Source organism: Stieleria varia (assembly GCF_038443385.1).
GTDB lineage: Bacteria > Planctomycetota > Planctomycetia > Pirellulales > Pirellulaceae > Stieleria > Stieleria varia.
The window spans coordinates 8,935,927-8,954,940 of the sequence record NZ_CP151726.1 but is presented as its reverse complement, the minus strand read 5'-3'; the positions used below and the strand labels follow the sequence as shown (position 1 = coordinate 8,954,940).

Sequence of the window (19,014 nt, the reverse complement as noted above, 5' to 3'; positions counted from 1 at the left end):
CCATTCGCTCGAAAGACCTTAACGCGTTCATGGACGCCGTTTCCAAGCATCCCGAATGCCTTGTGCAAGAGACCCCGTTTGGCTCATGGCTGCATTTTGCAGCGAAGCAGGGGGCGTTGGAGATCGTCGCCTACCTGATCGACCTGGGCCTGCCAACCAATCAGCATGGCGGACTATCAGACAGCCTGCCGATTGAGCAGGCTGCTGCTGAAGGACACGCGGACGTGGTTGCCTTGTTGATTCAAAAGGGAAGTCAACTGGAAACTGACGTGTCAACGAGAAACCCGTTGTTTAGCGCGATCTACGCCGGCAGTATCGAAGTTGTCGAGTTGCTATTGAATGCCGGCATCGACCACAGGGTGAGATACAATGGCGAAAATATGAAAGGCATGGATGCACACGCATTCGCGTTGGAGCGTGGTGAAACAGAAATTGCGGCGTTGCTGAAAAATCGAGCATGAGATGACCAACGGGGACTAACAGGCTGCTAACGATAGGTGCCGTAGTGGATTTCGCTAGAGATCCCTTGATGGGTAATGGATTTCGCCAGAAATCCTGTTCGCAAGGAATTCTGGCGAATCCAACTACCGAGTGCGATAGTCAATGGATTATCTCCCCTGACATCGCAGATCGCGTGCGTGGCAGTCAATTGTCTCTTCACACGCAGTTTCTATCCAAGCATCAAATCTGCAGTCCCCCGTCATGCCCAATCAACCACCGGACGAACAGCAGGATTTCTGGAACGCGATCGACGTCCTGCGTTCCGATCCGGAGCACAAAGTACTGTGGGGGACGGATCGACAACGTATCGTCCAGTGGTACCGAGTCTTTGACCAACTGAAAGCGGATGCGTTTGATGTGATCCAAAACCGCTTTTTGTCTGATGAGGTTTCCGATGACACGATCATCGACCTTGCCGATGCAATCATTGCCATGGGGCAGACGGCTTGGCGGAAGTGCATGGCCGGAACCTTCGAGTACCCGCCGCAAGAACTGTGGGAGAGTCTACCGACCCTCGACTACGTTTTTGATGAGATCTATTTCGACCGATTCGGAGAGCCGATTCAAGAGGAGGTTGACTGAATGCATGCCCGTTCACGAATCGTAGAAAAGCCTCTCCCCACCGACGACATGGTCAGCGGCGGAGAGAGGCGATATGAGATGCCAATTCGTTAGCGTTGGCATTTAACAGTGAAGCCCGATCAAAAATGGGCGTGCTGTCTTTTAGCCCAAATCAATCGGAGTGATGCTTAGCGACTTGTTGATTCAAAGTAGGTCGGCCTCTCTTGGCCGACATTCAGTACTCAGACGGGCAAGAATACCCATCCTACAGTCTTTGAATCTCTAACACGGAATTAAACCAACAATCCGTTAGTGTGACAGATCCTCGTGGATCGAACCGTAGTTCTTGCCACCGTTGGCACCACTGAGCCAGAAACCATGCTGATAGTCGGCAGGTGATGTCCCTTGAGTGTGAATCATGGACTGCACAAACGAGTATCCGTTGTTTGGTGCAGGATCATACAGCACGGTTCCAGAGACGTTCCCTCCCAAGACATGTCCGCCCGCAGACCAAGAACTGCTGGAACCATACAGAAAGTGCATCGCCCGTGTTCCATTGGAAAGAACATCGCAATCGATCAAATCAGTCGAGTAACACTTGTTGGCTCGAAATCCTTCGATTCCATTGTTTGACAATTCGCATCGATTCAATGTCACCGAAGCCGCTTCACAGAGGATCCCACGCTGTGAGTTATTGCTGAACAAGCAGTGATGAAAACCGACGTTAGCCAACGAGATGCCTTGTTGGGCACCCGAGTAGATCGCATCCAAATACATTCCTGTTCCATTGCCAGAGGATGCGACATTGGAAAACGTATTGTAATAGACGCCGTCGCCGGGTAGAGCAACGATTCGGATTCCATACGTGGACCCTCCGCCGATCACCAAGTCCTGCATGAGGAACCATTTACAACCACTGATCTTGAGACCGCTCGTGTAACCGGAGTTAGAAACAATCGTCAAGTTTCTCATGAAGAAGTTGTATTTGTCGAATGCATCACCGGGGGCAATGACGCCGTGCGTACGGTAGCAGTTGATGAACTGACTGCCTGACCCGAGCGCGGTCAGCGTCGCGCCATTTCCGATTACTCCTGCAGGACCTGTCTTGTATTGCCCTTGAGTAAAGAAATTCTGGATCGTGAATGCACTGGTGGGGTAAGTCTGTCCAGGCTCAAACGCGATCGCTGCGTTCGTGGCACCAGCAGTGAGGAGTGCCGCATCGATTCGAGACTTGTAGTCGCTTAGAGGCGGGTTCTTTTTGACCAGAACGACATTACGAGCCAAAAGGTCTGCATCGCGTGTCGGATTGGTGGCACTGAAATAGTCAGGCACGTCAAAGTACGCCGAGTTGAGTGAATTGGTCGAGTCAACACTTGGCAAGACAGGGCTGTAGTCATAAGTCTGGTTCCTGGGCCGATCTGGAGATTGTCCATTGAATCCCAAACTTGCGTGGCCGTATGAATGAATCAGCGAGTCGCCAGTGAGCTGCGAGTCGTACGTAAACTTCCCAATCAAACGCCCTCCAACGATCCGCACATTGGTCGCCGCACCCGGCGTTACATAGACGCCTTGGTGTACCCCCGGTTGCGAGGACGCGGTTGCCGCAGGAAAGTTGCGTTCCGTGTATCCACCCAGCACATTCACGTTGGAGACTGGTTTTCCAGATTGTCCCAGGACCATCGAGTATCCATCATTGACCTCAGCACCACATCCGACCAAGTCAGCTTCGCAATGCGCAAGGTAAAATCCGTCTGACTCGTTGTAGTGTGCGTAGCAGTTTTCAATCTTCAGATTGGTCACTGCACCTGCCGCCCCGCGAACCTCGAAGCCGTACTTGTCGTTGTTTCGTGCGATGACTTGTCGCACTACCACATTTGACAGCGAGTAGGTTCCAGCGGTCGCTTGAAGCAGCACGCCAGCCAAGTTGGCTCGTGTTGCAGCGCAGTTCTCCAGCAGCGTTGTCTGCGCGCCCCATACACGGAACGAGTAGTCACAAAGGTAATTCGAATCCATCGTCAGGTTGCGGACAAAGAAGTCTGGATTGTTCGCGTCTTGGGGCAACCAAGTGTAAAAGAGCGTGTGCGATGCCCCCGTTGTTGCTTTGAGAATGGCACCGTTGCCTTCCACTCCCGAAGGCATAAACGGTTTACCGTTCGCGGTTCGCATCGACGAAGTAATGTACATCCATTTCGCGTGGTAAGTACGACCGGCAGCAAACTCAACCACTCCATTGTCATCCATAGCGGCTAACACCGCATTTTGAATCGCGGCTGTGTGGTCGGCGGTGGCGCCCAGCCACTGAACAAGGTGACGCGGTTTCGCAGCGTCAGCAGGCGAACAGGACAAGAAGGCCAAGCCCACCACACAACTCAAAGAAAGTATTCCACGTAGCATCAGTCTACTCCTAGAAAAAACAAGGTGACCAACAAAAAAGTGACGAGTCGCCTGAGTGGACATAGAACCTAGCAAGAACATGGTTTGTTCTCTCCAACACGGCAACATGGATCTTGATACTGACTCTCATGTGGACCGAAGCAGATGGAGATGCTCGTTCTAATTACCACACGTCAATCGATGTTCTGAGGAGGTTGTTGACAGAAATGTCAAGAGTTTGCCCCGCCCCGCGAATTGCCCGCCATTGAAATTTGTTCGCACACGACAAACCACCGATAGTACGAACCAACTTTATCTTAGCGACTTCGAGGACTGCGGGTGTGAGTCAGAAGAAGATTCTTGATCTTGAGTTATGGAACGCTATGAGATGCAAAGACTTAGCGTTTACGCCAAGCGGCCCCCAAGTAAAGACGCGTCGCCCCCCAGGAATGAGTAGAGGCTTTGGCGTTTCGCAAACCGGAGTGGGTTAACGATAGTGAGCCAACTTTCTGATCGGTGTTCGGTGAAACGACGCCCGAGTCTTTGGCGTGGCATTTCAGTTTCTCTCCGGTGGAATTTCTGCGCAAAGCGTTCCGCGATGACACTTTGCTCATCGTCTGCTGTTACGATGGTCAACGGTTTTGCTCCCCTCATTTTCGCAAGGACAATTGCATGAAACGCGTTTATCGAATTATTGCGTCTGCGGTCTTAATTGGTACCCTTCTTTGCGGTGGCGGCGTCCTGTCTGCGGCGGACGTTTACGATTACGATGGAGTCCATTCTTCCGTCAGTTTCAAGGCCCGGCATCTGGACATCAGTTGGATTCATGGCCGATTCAATGAGGTCTCCGGAAAGTTTTCACTGGACCGCGAAGAACCCTCCAAGTCGACGTTCTCATTGACCATTCAAGCAGATAGCGTGGATACCGCCAATGAAGCGAGGGACAAGCACCTGCGTCAACCGGATTACTTCGACACCAAGCAATACCCGACGATCGAATTCCAGAGTACCAGCACGAAAGCCATCGATGGTGGGTACGAAGTGACAGGTGACTTCACGATGCACGGCACGACGAAGCAGATCACGCTGGTTTTGATGGGTGGCAAAGAACACGTCTTCAAAGATGTCAAGCGGGTCGCATTTTCGACTGAGCTGTCGTTGAAGCGAAGCGACTTCGGATTCGATCCAAAAGCGATCGGTCCCATCGGAGACAAAGCGCTGATCCTGATTGATTGCGAAGGCGTACGAAAGTAGCCGATGCCCGAGCCTCTGCTCTACGCGCAGGCAATGGGGGTTGCGGCAATCACCAGCTCTGTTTTCGTTTTCGTGATGATTGCGGTGCGACGATCCGTCATTACGAGTTGGCTAAACGCTGTCTGTGTCGTCGGTCTCGGGCTGGGTCTGGTGACGGGCTACGCTTGGTTGGGGTATCACCGATCGTTTCCACCAACCAGCGGTCTCGATCGGTTATTGATGATCGTGGTCCCGGTGACGCTGTTTGTTGAGCTGATTGCTACGTCAACGCCGATTTCCAACGCCGTTTCATGGTTACTGCGTATTGTCGTCGCCATCGCGATTCCACGCATTCTGCTTCACAAGTCCGTCTACTTAAATGTCACAGATGATTGGACAGCGTGGCAGGCGAACGCGATGATCGCGGTCTCCGGCATTCTGTTGGTAATCGTGTGGGGCGCACTGTCTTGCGTCACCCAACGCAGCGGTGGAATCTCGATTGCCTTTGCACTTTGCTTGGCGATTCAGTGCGCCGGCACGACGGTGATGTTGGCGGGGTACATCAAGGGAGGAGCTGCGGCGATCCCGCTGGCTGCAACCGTGTTTGGCGTATCGGCCGCATCGCGAGTGTCCACCAGATATCTGAGGAAAGATTGCGAGGATCGCTTACCGAACAGCTTCCTTGCGCCGGCCATCATCGCCCTGGGAGTGGTTGGTCTGTTTGGCCTTCTGTTCGTCGGTCGGTTCTTCGGTGAAATCTCGACCATGTCGGCGCTCACTATTTTGTTCGCGCCAGTACTTTGCTGCGTGAGTGAGGCACCGCAGATTCGTAATCAAAAGCCCTGGGTCGTCGCTTTGTTGCGAGTCGTTCTCGTCGCAATCCCATTGACGATCGTGTTGGTCGCTGCGAAGCGGGAGTTTGACCGCGAAATGTTGCCTCTATTGGGAGATGGGATTGTCAGTCCCCAATCGCAAGGATGTCGAAGCTTGAGAGTTCGAAACTGGGAAGAATCAAGTCAGCGAGAGCTCATGTCGTCTGTTTGCGTTTTGGACGACGCAACAGATACATCCCGACAGCGAACAAGACAGGTATCGAGGAAGGCTCAGGAACCGCGGTGACGGTGAAGCTACCCGACCCGAGGGTGAATTCCGCAGGCTGTGTTGCATACAGATTCGTCCCCCCATCGTTCACTGCAAGTAAAGCACCTGAGTTGTCACGATGACGAATGGTGTAGGTACCAGCCGCTGTTCCAGGTGCGATGTCAAGATTCAAATCAAAAAGTCTTACAGGCGTCCCCACTCCGGCTTCCGCTGCAAAATCATAGAGTCCACGGTCCGCCGAAATGTGGATGTCCGCGTCCGCGAGAGCCACGGAAGTTGTGACCAGGTTTCCGGGGTTCACTGCCGAGTTGGAGAAAACGGCTCCAGGTGTCACGGGAGTCGCAGAGAATGTTATGCCGGGGTCGGGCATACCGTTTCCGTCGATGCCGATATCAAAAAACAAATCAAATGAGTCGAATGCGATGACGCCTGCGCCGTCTGTGGTGGCGAACACTCCCATGTTGATCGTCCCCCCGGTGTCGGCAAATACGATGTCGGAACCCGCACTCGATGCATCGATCGAAACGGTAATGGCAGCATGCGCCGGTATCGCAATCAAAAAACTAAGTCCGGCCATTAAGAGGCTCTTGTTCATTGCCAGTGATCTCCAAAGATTGAGGGAAGAAAGGAAGGGGTATCAAGGTTGCTGCTGAGTTGGTTCGACCGATCCGTCTGCTCGGGTGTCTCGCCAGTCGTATCTGTGAACGTTGCAAAAAAGGCGTCCACCTCGGTTGAACGCAGTTGACTCTCCTGCTGTAAATCTGCGGGCACAACGTCAAGCCCCAGCGACGCGATCAGATCGAAAGAATCTGTGTCGGTGTTTTGCTCGGTCGGATCGATCCCTGAAGCTGCCAAACCGCTGTAGTTGCTTGCCGCGGCAAATGATTTGGAAATACCTGGAGAGCTCGGAGCTGGCTGAGTCGGCTCAGCGATTCCGATCAAGAGCTGCGTTCCCAGGCTGCGGATCGCGGAAAGATCCGTCGTGTTCACCAACAGGTCTCCATTGACGTTGGCGTACATGTTGAAATCAGGCGTGATTCCCGCGATCTGTGTTCCCAGTGCTCTGATGGCTGATAAGTCCGTGGTGTTGGTCAGCAAGTCGTTGTTGAAGTTGCCCGGTAGTACATCAAAACGAAAATTGAAATCTCCGCCAGCCGCACCATCCCCCGACGGATCGCTTTGATCGGTTGCCCATTCACCGTCCAGGGATTGATCGAGCCCCATGACGCGACTGGCATTGATATGCAAGAGCAGCTTGTCTGCGACGAGCATCCCATCAATGGTCAACACAAGTGTGTTGCTGCCGGACAGGAATTCCACGTCGGAGAATGAATACGTATGGCCCAGCGTTGGCGAGCCGATCAATTGAATATCATCAGGCAGCCATTGACCACCATCGGTCGGTGCAATCGGCTGGTCAAAGCGAACAAAGATTTGATCCGCGTTGATAAAAGGAACATCCCGTAGCTGATCATTGGATCCCGTCAGCATCATTCCTTGACCATCAGCATCGATGGCATCGCGAAAGGCTTGATTCCATGATGTGGAGCCTACGCCGACATCGACGATTCGAGGTGCAGGTGCGGGAGGGACCACGTCCTGGACTTCGACAGCTCCGATGTCTAGCCTGGCGTTTCGGACTCGGGAAAAACCGACTCCGCGTTGGTCGATGTCCGGTGGTTGCGTGAAGTTCTCATCACCCACGTCGATCAGAGCACTGCCAGGCAACGGTTTGTGGGTGAAGCTGTTGCCGCCGTTGTCTGCAAGCGGACCCAACCTTGGATCCGCTCCCACGATATTCCCGTTCACCCCATCGATGATGCCACCAGCGGATGCAGTGTCTCCGATCAAGCTGTAGAAACTGCTGGTGACTGGATCGCCAGCGATATCATCCGGGGTGGTTGAGGTCCCGCGATAGTTTCTGGCAATGACGCTGTTGTGGATATTGATCGTGGCGTTGGTGCTGTAGATACCGCCGCCTGCTCCTGTGGCGCCGCCGAAGGAGTCCGCTCGGTTTTGCGTGATCGTGCTGTGATCAATCGTCACCGTGCTGTCAGCAAAAACCAACAGACCACCACCACTGCCTGCAACGGTGTTGCCACTGATCGTGCTGTTCACCAGATTCAGAATGCCTGGATTTGAGCTGCTCGACGACTGTCCGATTCGAGCTCCTGGTCCCTCATTGCCCGCAATCAGAGTTCGCTCCACATTTGCCGTACCGCTTAATTGCAGTTCAATCCCACCTCCCACGTTGTTAGAGATCGTTGAATCGACAATGTTCAAAACACCATCCGGCGTCGATGTGTACAACACTTCGCCTGGCGTGGTCAGTTGAGCGAGTCCCACGTTTGAGTCGACCAAACTGGCATTCAAGCTGGTAGTGCCAGTATTGAATATTGCGGCGCCTTTATCACCCGCATTCGCGGACAAAGTGACTCGCGTGAGATTCAAGTCGCCTCGGTTATAGATCGCGCCACCAAATCCTGGAATCGTGATGTAGGTGATGTTTGGAAAGGTTCCGATGCCCGGGATCAGTGAACCGGTTGCCGTGTTGTTGGTCAGCAGAACATCGGACAGCGTCAGATTTCCATGGTTGTCGATTCCGCCAGCCCCGTTGTCTTCTCCATCGCGAATGGTCAAGCCAGCAATGTTCACGTCCGAGTCCGCACTGACCGTGATGACACGAGAATTCTGGGCTGCACTGAGCGACAGAACTCCCAAGCCGGGTCCTGTCACGGTCAAGTCATCGCTGATCGAAAGCGAGGAACCGTTCAGCACGATGGTGGCAGGTCCGCCCGATGTCAGCGAATCGGCAAACTGGATGGTATTGTGTCCATGTATCACATTCGCTTCTTCGATCGCCGCTCGCAAGGAAGTGTTTCCGGCGGCATCCTGGGCAACGCCATCCCCTGGATTTGCGTCTGGGGTGTCCGCCAATGTGTCGACGATCATCAGACGACTTGCTGCCGAGATCACGACATCGTCGCCATCTCCGCCGACATAGCTGATCGTCCCGTCGATTCCGGCGGCACCGAGAAAGTCGACGATCAGCGCAGACTCGGGCAGACCAGCGAAAGCCCCGCTACCACCGTTGCGTTGAATGATCATGAATTGATCACCATCGACGGGAACGAACCCACCAATCGCCGCCATCGACAACGTGTCAAGATTGCCGATATCTAGCGTGCCTGTCGTGACCAACTGATCGTGATTGGAACCAAGCGTTCCTGGTAAAGTCCCGCCAATCTCAAGTTCCAGAGTTCGGTTGGCTCCGATCGTTACATTCCCGTCGAGGGACAACACACCGGGCGACTGACCAGGAGAAACATCAGTATTGAGTTCGATATTGGGTGCGATCAAATCAACACCGCTTTCAGCGTCATGCAATACTCCGCCGGCAATGACGATGGCAGCGTTGAATGTTGCAGTATCCACATCGATTGAACCGGTTCCGGCAATCTGGTCGCCGATCTCGATGGTGGCACCATGAATGCGACTCAGTTCAGAATCGTTCAGATTCAATGTTCCCACGCCTCCACCAAGCCCGATCGTCGTGGCTGCGCCGAGCGGCTTGATCGCCACGACGCCAGTGGTCCGAACCGAACCACCCACATTTCCGCCATCCAACGCCATTTCATTCGCGATCAACGTGATACTTCCTGCGGCTGAATCTCCACCGATCACGCTGATCTCTGCATCGGTGCCACCGCTGCGAATTTCACCCGCCGACGCGGTGATCTCGATGTCTCCGTCGCCGAGCGACAGGATCTTTCCAACGGATGTGCTGGACAGGACGATGGCCGGTTGTTGAACGCCGCCCGGGCTGCCTCCGCTGCTAGTGATACGAAGCGTTCCATCGGAGACCTGAATCGTGGAACCATTAAAAAGATTGATTCCGGAAGAACCATCAGGCGATGCATCACTGATGATGGTCAGGTCTCCTGACAATGCTGAAATCAATGCACCGCCACTGAGGTCACCCAACTCAATGGCATCATCGCTCCCTCCATTGGCATCGATCCGCACATCGGCGGCATCCGACGTCGTCCCGGTCGACTTGATCTCGGCTCCGTTGAAAGCGTACAAGCTGCGTTGCCCTCCGGTACCCACGGCGCCAATCTGAATATCGCCATCTGACGATGTGACTTCAGCGCCGTTACCGATCGCGACACCGACACTGGAGTTGGTCGTCCCGCTCACTCCATTGATCGTGATGGTGGCTGCATCCGGTCCCGCGCCCAATGATTTGATTTGGGAGTCGTTTGCGATGACAACACCGTCGTCGTCACCGGTCGAACCCTCAATCTGGATGGCTCCCATACTGGACTGGACCACCGTTTGGCTGCCCACGATCCGAACGCCGTCAGAGCCGACTCCGACACGTCCAACGCCCGTGATGACAATCCCGCCTGCTCCCACGAGAGCGCTCGTCGACTCAACGATGGCTCCTCCCTGGACGGAAACACCGGTATTGTCCCCCGCGTTTCCGCCACTGCCGCTCAGCTGGATCGTCCCCGATCCAGATGTTTGCAAGTGGGCTGCGTCGAGTGAAATACCGACAAAATCACCGCTGACCAAACCCGATGCATTGGACTGCAGTGAAATCCCGCCATCGACCGTCAACAGGCTGGCGCCCGGCGACAATGTGATCGATCGATCCGCAATCAACTGGATCTCGCCAATGCCCGATGTGGCGACACTGGAGGTTCCGTTGGGTAAAGTGATATCGTCCGCCGATACGTTGAACGACTTGCCAACAGCAAGCGATACCGACGGATTGATAGCGACCGTATCCGAGCCACCTTGTCCGTCTAAGATCAAGTTCGACGGATAGTCGATCGGCAAGCCATCAATCTGCACCAAATCGTCACCCACATCGCCGGAAAGAAGTTGCAGCGTACCAGTGGGATTCGCAATCTCCAGCGTCCCAGCAAGCGTGGACTGCACCGATGTACTCAAGCCATTGATTGACGAGTTGACGCTGATCGTTTCCGGTGATTCGCTGTACTGAAGTGTCACATCAGTGACAGAGACGGAAGCGAAAAGGGGCTCCAATCCGGTGTAGGTGATCATCCCATTGTCGGTCAGATCAATGGTGCCAGAGCCCGGATCATCAAACTGAAACAGCCCACTTGCGAATGTCCCACCACCCTGCAAGATCAATTGATCCCCTGCGCCCGATGGACTCTGTGATCCGCCATGGAACAGGATCGGAATGGCAACGTTGCCTCCGGTGAAATCAATCGTCAATCGGTCATCGCCACCGAGGGAGTTGATGATGACGCCGTTGGTACCGGTGATATCAGCCGTAGGAACTTCGACGGTGTTGGAATCGACTTGAATAACGTCACCAATCGCAATCAACTCATTGTTCAGATCCTGGATGCGCAGGTTGACGCCATTGAGAGAAACCACCAGCGTGTCATCACTGTTGCCGCCGTTGATATCTTCGACCAACAAGTCCCCTGAGCCATCGAGGCTGATTTGTGTCTCAGCGATTGAGACATCATTCACAGTGATGAACGCCGTGTCTGTCGTCGCACTGAAAGCGGTTTGTCCTCCATTGATCGTCACGTCCTGTGTGGCACCTGGTGTTCCTGTGGACTGGTCCCAACCGCGAAACGCAAACGACGGTGTTCCGCTGTAGCCAGGTGCGGGAACAAAACGAATTTCATCGTTAGGACCAAGCAGCAATGCCGCCTCATCCGAGCGAGCTCCCATCGCGTTCCAAGAGCTTTCGCCTTGCAAACGATACTGCCACTGTCCGCCGTTGTCGTTATCTGTCCCCGTGATGGCAATTGCCTCTTGCGCTGCAAGCGAGGCATTCAACTCCGGCCGGAGCGACTCCGTGGAATGAGATTCTGAAGCGAAACGAGCAAAGTGTGCGTCAAATCCAGATGAAAATGCCGTGATGTCTTCGATCGTCGGGTCTGCTTTGACCAACAAACGAAACGGCGTACCCGTTGCAACGGCAGATTGGAAGGCTGACTGAAAATCAAGGGTTGCGCCAAAAGTGACTTGATCCTGATTGGCACCGCCGCTGACGGCACTGACGCTTGCAGTGGAAAGCGGACTCGTGAACTCCGGGGTTCCGATTGACCCTCCTTCGGTCAAATCCGTCCCGCTTGACCCGTCGACGGCCGAGGGATGATCGTACGTCGCGTACGCTTCATCGAAGTCATGCCCATAGAGATACGCCTGCAGATCCAAAACAGAGGCCGCCGGAGCCCCTTCGTTTCTGCCTGCTGCAGCTTGGTAAACAACGAACTCGATGCCTGTGACATCAAATGTCTGGGCTCCGATCTGTGTCGTCAAGCCGAGCAAGTCAAACTCAAAAAGACCGCGAAGCTTTTCTCTTTGCCCAACCAATGGCTCGTTGAGCCCGATGATGATCTGATCCTTGGAGTTTTCATTCTGGTCGCCACCCGTCCCCTCGTTCGTGACCTTTCGTATCGTCACCGCACCCGTCGTGTAGCCATCACCTCCCGAACTGGTGTTGCCCTCGCGAAAAGAAACGGCCGCCGGTATGTCAGGATCGGTCAATGATCCGTCGACAACAATGGAACGGACTTGCACTCCAACCGGATCCAAATTGCCCTCGTCAATGCTAGGCAAAGCAGGTGCAAAGGCGTCACTCAACACCGGCGCAGTATTCGAGACTGCGGAGACATCATCGTTCAGGATCGTACCCACCGCCGACGCCGTCGTGATCGTCGCGGGCGCCGATGCGTTGCTCAGTGTGACGGTAAAGCTTTCATCGGGTTCGACCACCGTGTCGCCAGTGACGTTGATCGTGATCGTTTTGGTCACTTCATCAGCGTCAAACGACACGGTATCTGACGGAAACGCACCGCCAAAATCAACACCGTCCGCTTCCGTGCTGCTGACCGCATAATCGACTGTCGCCGCACCGCTCAAATCCCCGGATCGCGTCACCGTGAAGGTGAGTGCCGTCGTGCCTGAGTCGCCTTCGGCGAGCACAGCTGATTGCGGCGCAATTGCCAAACTGGTTGAATCATCGTTCTGGATCGTACCCTCCGCCGACGCCGTTGTGATCGTCGCGGGCGCCGATGCGTTACTCAGTGTGACGGTGAAGCTTTCATCGGGTTCGACCACCGTGTCGCCAGTGACGTTGATCGTGATCGTTTTGGTCACTTCATCAGCGTCAAACGACACGGTATCTGTCGGAAACGCACCGCCAAAATCAACACCGTCCGCTTCCGTGCTGCTGACCGCATAATCGACTGTCGCCGCACCGCTCAAATCCCCGGATCGCGTCACCGTGAAGGTGAACGCCGTCGTGCCTGAGTTGCCTTCGGCGAGCACAGCTGATTGCGCCGCGATTGCCAGGCTGGTTGAGTCATCGTTCTGAATCGTACCCACCGCCGACGCCGTCGTGATCGTCGCGGGCGCCGATGCGTTGCTAAGTGTGACGGTGAAACTTTCATCGGGTTCGACCACCGTGTCGCCAGTGACGTTGATCGTGATCGTTTTGGTCACTTCATCAGCGTCAAACGACACGGTATCTGTCGGAAACGCACCGCCAAAGTCAACACCGTTCGCTTCCGTGCTGCTGACCGCATAGTCGACCGTCGTCACACCGCTCAAATCCCCGGATCGCGTCACGGTGAAGGTGAATGCGGTCGTGCCTGAGTCGCCTTCGGCGAGCACAGCTGATTGCGCCGCGATTGCCAGGCTGGTTGAGTCATCGTTTTGAATCGTACCCACCGCCGAGGCCGTCGTGATCGTCGCGGGCGCCGATGCGTTGCTCAGTGTGACGGTAAAGCTTTCATCGGGTTCGACCAACGTGTCGCCAGTGACGTTGATCGTGATCGTTTTGGTCACTTCATCAGCGTCAAACGACACGGTATCTGTCGGAAACGCACCGCCAAAGTCAACACCGTCCGCTTCCGTACTGCTGACCGCATAGTCGACCGTCGTCGCACCGCTCAAATCCCCGGATCGCGTCACCGTGAAGGTGAACGCCGTCGTGCCGGAGTTGCCTTCGGCGAGCACAGCCGATTGCGCCGCGATTGCCAGGCTGGTTGAGTCATCGTTCTGAATCGTACCCACCGCCGACGCCGTCGTGATCGTCGCGGGCGCCGATGCGTTGCTAAGTGTGACGGTGAAACTTTCATCGGGTTCGACCGCCGTGTCGCCACTGACGTTGATCGTGATCGTTTTGGTCACTTCATCAGCGTCAAACGACACGGTATCTGTCGGAAACGCACCGCCAAAATCAACACCGTCCGCTTCCGTGCTGCTGACCGCATAGTCGACCGTTGTCGCACCGCTCAAATCCCCGGATCGCGTTACGGTGAAGGTGAACGCCGTCGTGCCCGAGTCGCCTTCAGCGAGCACAGCCGACTGCGGCGCAATTGCCAAACTGGTTGAATCATCGTTCTGGATCGTGCCCACCGCCGAGGCCGTCGTGATCGTCGCGGGCGCCGATGCGTTGCTCAGTGTGACGGTGAAACTCTCATCGGGTTCCACCGCCGTGTCGCCAGTGACGTTGATCGTGATCGTTTTGGTCACTTCATCGGCGTCGAACGACACGGTATCTGTCGGAAACGCACCGCCAAAATCAACACCGTTCGCTTCCGTGCTGCTGACCGCATAGTCGACCGTTGTCGCACCGCTCAAATCGCCGGATCGGGTCACCGTGAAGGTGAACGCGGTCGTACCGGAGTTGCCTTCGGCGAGCACAGCCGTATCGCTCGCAATCGAGAGTCGGATGGTTTTTTGTTCGTACCAGGCAATGGAGTTGGTGGTGGATGACGCACTAAAGATGTCAAGCACGGAGTCGCCATTGATATCCGCCACACCAATCGTTTCCACACCGTTAGCGGCATTCGTCAATTGATGGGTAACAAAGGTACCGTTGCCATCGTTCTCAAACCAATGGATGGAGTTGTCGGAAAAGGAAGCCGAGACAAGATCCAGGTCACCATCGCCATCTAGGTCAGACGCATAGACGTGACCGACAGAATTCAATGTGCTGGAGAGGATTTCACGCGTAAAATTCTGACTACCATCGTTTCGATACCAAGCAAGCCGATCGTTGTCTGCGATTGCGGCGATGACATCCATATGTCCATCCTGGTCGAGATCCGCTGCAAACACGGACTTCGCACCGGGCGCGACCGCTTCGACTTCTCGTGGCAAGAATCCGTTGAGTCCCTGGTTTTCCCACCATTGAATCATCCCTTGGTCTGACGGTTGGTCGATTTCAGTTTGACCATGAGTCGCTGTGATCAGATCCAAATCGCCGTCACCATCAACGTCGGCCACCTCCACCGCCTGACCGCCGCTGACCGCGTCGGTTGACGTGATTGTCTTGGTATCAAAGATCTCATTGCCGTTGTTGTAGAGAATACTGATATTGCCAAGGTGAGTTCCCTCGATAACCTCCTGACTGATAGTGACTATATCCAAATCACCATCCGAATCGATGTCGACCACTTTCAGTCCATCTACGCCCAAGACTTCGGTATTGGCCGCCACTTGCGCGTCGCTCAATCCTGTCGAATGGGTCCCGATGGTCCGACGAACAAACGATTCCGAACCGTTGTTCTCCAGCCAAAAAACATTGTCGTACGATACAGGCTTATTCGTCCCCGTCACGATGTCGAGATCACCATCGCCGTCCAAGTCGGCAACCTCCAATGTGGAGACGCCTGACACGGTTGCCAGGATCGGGTGCGTCACAAAAGTCTCGTTGCCATCGTTTTCGTACCAAGCGATTCGATTGTCGACTTGATTGGCACTCACCAAGTCCATGTCGCCGTCGCCATCCAAATCCGCAGCGACAACCAGTTTAGCGCCTGTTGCAGAGTTGGATACGCTGTGAGCCGCTGTGAACTGGCTGGTAGATGCGTCGGGTACCAGGATCTCGACCAAATGATCTTCGATTTCCCCATCGTCAGCGAAGCCTAGGGTACCGAGGTGTCCGGCGGTGCTGAGACGAAACCTCGCAGCGGTTTCGCCGACTACGGACCAAGCCGGCACATCAAAGAAAAGGATATTGTCCGAGTTGCTTACCGAAACGGAGTCGGCAATCTTTTCACCTGGCCCGTCGAAACTACCATCGGCGTTGAAGTCGATCCACGCATCCAGCTTCGCCCCCGAGGCAGCGTTTTGTACGTTGACGGTAACGCTAGCGTCCAATTGGCCGACTTGGACGACGCCAAAACTCACTCCATCTTCATCGTCCGCTGTGCCTGTCGAGTCATCTGAATCTGCAGCAGTCGAGTTTGCACCGTCAAGCTCTATGTCTCGTTCGGAACCAAGTGTCGGCCCGGAGGCCAAGTGACGTGGTCCGTCATCGGCGAGAGTGACAGGATAGGGAGCCGGCGCGTCTCCAAAATCAAAGATCTGACCGAAACCCTGGATCTGAAAGCTAAATGTAGATTCGTCGGCGTCATCATTTTCGATCACCACCGTCGCTTGTCGAATCCCCAACCCCGAGGGAACGAAAGTGATGGTGAAAGCATCCGTGCCACCGCCGCCGGGAATCGTCGCGCCGGGCTGCGACGTCACCGAAAAATCAGGCGCATCCGCTCCCAGAATCTGAACTCGCGGATCTGCACTCAGGTTCAGCACCGAGGAGCCGAAGTTCTCGATCACAAAGCTCTGCGAAACGGCATCCACGGAAACCTGAGCGGCACCAAAATCGGTTCCATCGACAATGGATGGCGTGCTGTCGTCATCGACAATCAGTACTTCCTTACCTCGCACGGAGATTTCCGGTTGAGCACTGCCGGTTCCGATTGCGGAGATGGCAAAAGTGTAAACGCCTTCGTCGCTGTCACTGTTCTCAATCGTGACGTTTGCGGTCCGCAGCCCTAGACCACTCGGATCAAACTCGATGGTAAAGGTTTGACTGCCTGTCTTGGCGGCCAGTGTGCTGTCCGCAGGTTGCGTGATGACAGTGAAGTCACTGGCATGTGTTCCGGAGATCTCCACGAAAGGACTGCCGGTCAGTTCCAAATCTTGCGAGCCGGTGCTGGCAATGGCAAAGGTTTGCTGGATGGTTCCCCCAGAGACAAAGGTGCTGCCGAAGTCCGTCTGATCAGATGTTTCGGTCGTGGAATTGTTGTGGGGAATCGATTGACCATTACCGCGAACGTCGATCTCAGGGACGGCAGTCACCATATTCAATGCTTGCTCTGCATTAACGCGTCCAGCCCCGTATTCGTCATTGTGACCGTCGGTGTAGACGGCGCCACCGACCTCGTCTGCGCTCTCCTTCAGGATCGAGCGGACTTGGGAAACCGTCAACGTAGGATTTCGCGAGAGCAGTAGCGATGCAACACCGGCAACCAGCGGAGCGGAAAACGATGTGCCTGCGATTCCGCTCGCGCCTCCGGTTCCGGTGTAGTCGCCCGAGAAATCATTGCTCTCGCCTTGGCGGTCCGTCGTGACGATCAATGCTCCGCTAACGCCGCCACCGGCGACCAGATCGAGAGTGGGTCCGTATTGACTGTAGTCGGTTCGAATGTCGTTGTTGTCCGTCGCACCGACCGCGATCGTATAGGTCGACGAAGCGGGATAGGAAACACCGCTCACCGTTTCCGCGCTGTTTCCCGACGCCGCCACGTTGATCACACCCAATCCGTTGCGTCCGACGTCCTGTGCCCAAAGGAATGCCGATTCGAGAGCTGTGCTCAACGAGCCACCGCCCCAACTGTGATTCATCACGTCGGCCGCCTTCCAGGTCCCCAACCCGTTCGCGGTTCGACCGGCCGCATAGTAGACTGCTTCCGCTTTTCGCGCATCGCTAATGAAGCCACCACCATTGCCGCCGCCTACGCCAACACCATTGTCATCGCGAGCAATCTTGATCGGCAGAATCACTCCGTTCGGATTGGCCCCAGAAATGCCAATGGAATTGTTTCCGATCGCTGCGGCAACGCCAGCGACCTGAGTGCCGTGGTTGTCCAGAGGCCCGTGGGGACCGGGATCATTGTCGTCGTTGTGGAAATCCCATCCATGGACATCGTCGACCCATCCGTTGCCGTCGTCGTCCAATCCGTTGCCGGGAATCTCGCCCGGATTGGTAAAGATGTTCAGATCAGGATGCGTCAGGTCGACACCGTTGTCGACGATCGCAATGACGATCGGGTTGGTGCTGCCATCCTCGATCTCCCATGCTTCGGGCAAATTGGGATCTGCGTTTTCCGTTCCCGAAAACTGTCCGCTGTTGTGCAAACTCCACTGATTTTCAAACAAATCGTCATTGGGCATCACGGCTTGCAGTCCAAACTCGCGATGGAAATTTGGCGCCGCCCATTGAACTCTCGGGTCCTGATCCAATGCGTTGGCAGTGCTTAATGTTGCAAACGATGTCGAGATGTCGAGTGAGATCACAAACTGATCGGGAGTGCCTCTCAGCGGACGGTACTCCAGTGACTGAGACGTGAAAAAAGCGTCCTGGTCAACGCCATCCGACAACGCGACGATCACTTCATTGGTCGCAATCAGCGAATCTCCACTCCGGGGATCAATAAACAACGGCCCCGTCCAGTCGGCACCCAAGAGCGACTCTCGCGCCGACTCGATGTCATCCGTGGAGCGAATCTCATCCAGATCCACAAGCAACGTGCCGTCATTCAACTCAGAAAGCCGGTCTTTTCCCCATGCAACGGTCAGTCCGTCTGGACCTCGAGAACCCACCACCATTTGTTCGTAGACCGGCAATAACGAAATTGATTTGCCGTCGACCCGGTATTCGTAGGCGGGTGAGAAACTCAATGACTGACCACCGATGCTGTTGGACAGATCACGGAAAACATGGATCGATCCGGATAAAGTTCGATTCACATCCGTGAGTTTTGTTTGCACCGCTGAAACATCTTCGATTGTTAAATAGCCGTCGCTATTGACGTCCAGCCAAGCCGAAGTGGCGTGATCCTGACGCTCGCTCAGACGTCCATCCACCGCGACCAACTCACGATCCTGCAATGCGTTGATGCCAACGAGTGAATCCAACGCGGTGATGAGACCGTCACCGTTGAGGTCGGCCGGCTCCAGGGGATTCTGCCAGTCGGATGCGAGCAAATTTCTTCGCTCCAGCTTTTCCAGTAATGTTCTACGACCGCGACGCACAGCCGCACGCTTGCGGACAGCCCTTCTCTTTCGACGACCACCCTCATCGAGGGATCGCAGGCTCACAAATGATTTCAGGCGTTCTGGAAACAGCATTGAGTCTTTCTCTGTGTATCAGCCGGTATTCAGGTGACTTGA

The 19,014-nt window shown here is 54.9% G+C and carries 7 protein-coding genes; 4 read left to right on the top strand and 3 right to left on the bottom strand.

The window, feature by feature from the left end; all coding sequences use genetic code 11:
- Nucleotides 1–29 precede the first annotated feature (29 nt).
- The gene (locus tag Pla52nx_RS30315) at nt 30–461 is read left to right on the top strand and encodes an ankyrin repeat domain-containing protein (protein ID WP_146519497.1); all 432 of its coding nucleotides are present in this window, start codon (nt 30–32) and stop codon (nt 459–461) included.
- A 241-nt stretch (nt 462–702) separates the two neighbouring features.
- Nucleotides 703–1,083, top strand: coding sequence for a hypothetical protein (locus tag Pla52nx_RS30310; protein ID WP_146519498.1), 381 nt, complete (start codon nt 703–705; stop codon nt 1,081–1,083).
- 288 nt (nt 1,084–1,371) lie between these two features.
- Here Pla52nx_RS30310 and Pla52nx_RS30305 read toward each other — a convergent pair whose 3' ends face one another.
- Nucleotides 1,372–3,456 carry a right-handed parallel beta-helix repeat-containing protein gene (locus Pla52nx_RS30305; protein WP_197454472.1) on the bottom strand — a complete coding sequence of 695 codons (2,085 nt, stop codon included), beginning with the start codon at nt 3,454–3,456 and terminating at the stop codon, nt 1,372–1,374.
- A 651-nt stretch (nt 3,457–4,107) separates the two neighbouring features.
- On the opposite strand from Pla52nx_RS30305, the gene Pla52nx_RS30300 reads away from it, so the two are divergent.
- Nucleotides 4,108–4,689: a YceI family protein gene (locus tag Pla52nx_RS30300; protein ID WP_146519500.1), complete on the top strand. Its 582-nt coding sequence runs from the start codon at nt 4,108–4,110 to the stop codon at nt 4,687–4,689.
- 3 nt (nt 4,690–4,692) lie between these two features.
- Complete coding sequence (locus Pla52nx_RS30295; protein ID WP_146519501.1) at nt 4,693–5,787, top strand: hypothetical protein; 1,095 nt, start codon at nt 4,693–4,695, stop codon at nt 5,785–5,787.
- On the opposite strand, the gene Pla52nx_RS30290 is transcribed toward Pla52nx_RS30295, so the two are convergent.
- Both Pla52nx_RS30290 and Pla52nx_RS30285 read right to left on the bottom strand, forming a co-directional pair.
- Nucleotides 5,696–6,364, bottom strand: coding sequence for a PEP-CTERM sorting domain-containing protein (locus tag Pla52nx_RS30290; protein ID WP_146519502.1), 669 nt, complete (start codon nt 6,362–6,364; stop codon nt 5,696–5,698). The genes Pla52nx_RS30295 and Pla52nx_RS30290 overlap by 92 nt on opposite strands.
- Nucleotides 6,361–18,972 (bottom strand): Calx-beta domain-containing protein, encoded by a 12,612-nt coding sequence (locus Pla52nx_RS30285; protein ID WP_342190294.1) that lies wholly within the window; start codon nt 18,970–18,972, stop codon nt 6,361–6,363. Before Pla52nx_RS30285 ends, Pla52nx_RS30290 begins: the two co-directional genes overlap by 4 nt.
- Nucleotides 18,973–19,014 lie beyond the last annotated feature (42 nt).

Excerpts from the sequence above, each read along its gene's own strand:
- Pla52nx_RS30290 (WP_146519502.1), bottom strand. The coding sequence starts at position 6,364 with ATGAACAAGAGCCTCTTAATGGCCGGACTTAGTTTTTTGATTGCGATA.
- Pla52nx_RS30295 (WP_146519501.1), top strand. The coding sequence starts at position 4,693 with ATGCCCGAGCCTCTGCTCTACGCGCAGGCAATGGGGGTTGCGGCAATC.
- Pla52nx_RS30310 (WP_146519498.1), top strand. The coding sequence starts at position 703 with ATGCCCAATCAACCACCGGACGAACAGCAGGATTTCTGGAACGCGATC.
- Pla52nx_RS30315 (WP_146519497.1), top strand. The coding sequence starts at position 30 with ATGGACGCCGTTTCCAAGCATCCCGAATGCCTTGTGCAAGAGACCCCG.
- Pla52nx_RS30285 (WP_342190294.1), bottom strand. The coding sequence starts at position 18,972 with ATGCTGTTTCCAGAACGCCTGAAATCATTTGTGAGCCTGCGATCCCTC.
- Pla52nx_RS30300 (WP_146519500.1), top strand. The coding sequence starts at position 4,108 with ATGAAACGCGTTTATCGAATTATTGCGTCTGCGGTCTTAATTGGTACC.
- Pla52nx_RS30305 (WP_197454472.1), bottom strand. The coding sequence starts at position 3,456 with ATGCTACGTGGAATACTTTCTTTGAGTTGTGTGGTGGGCTTGGCCTTC.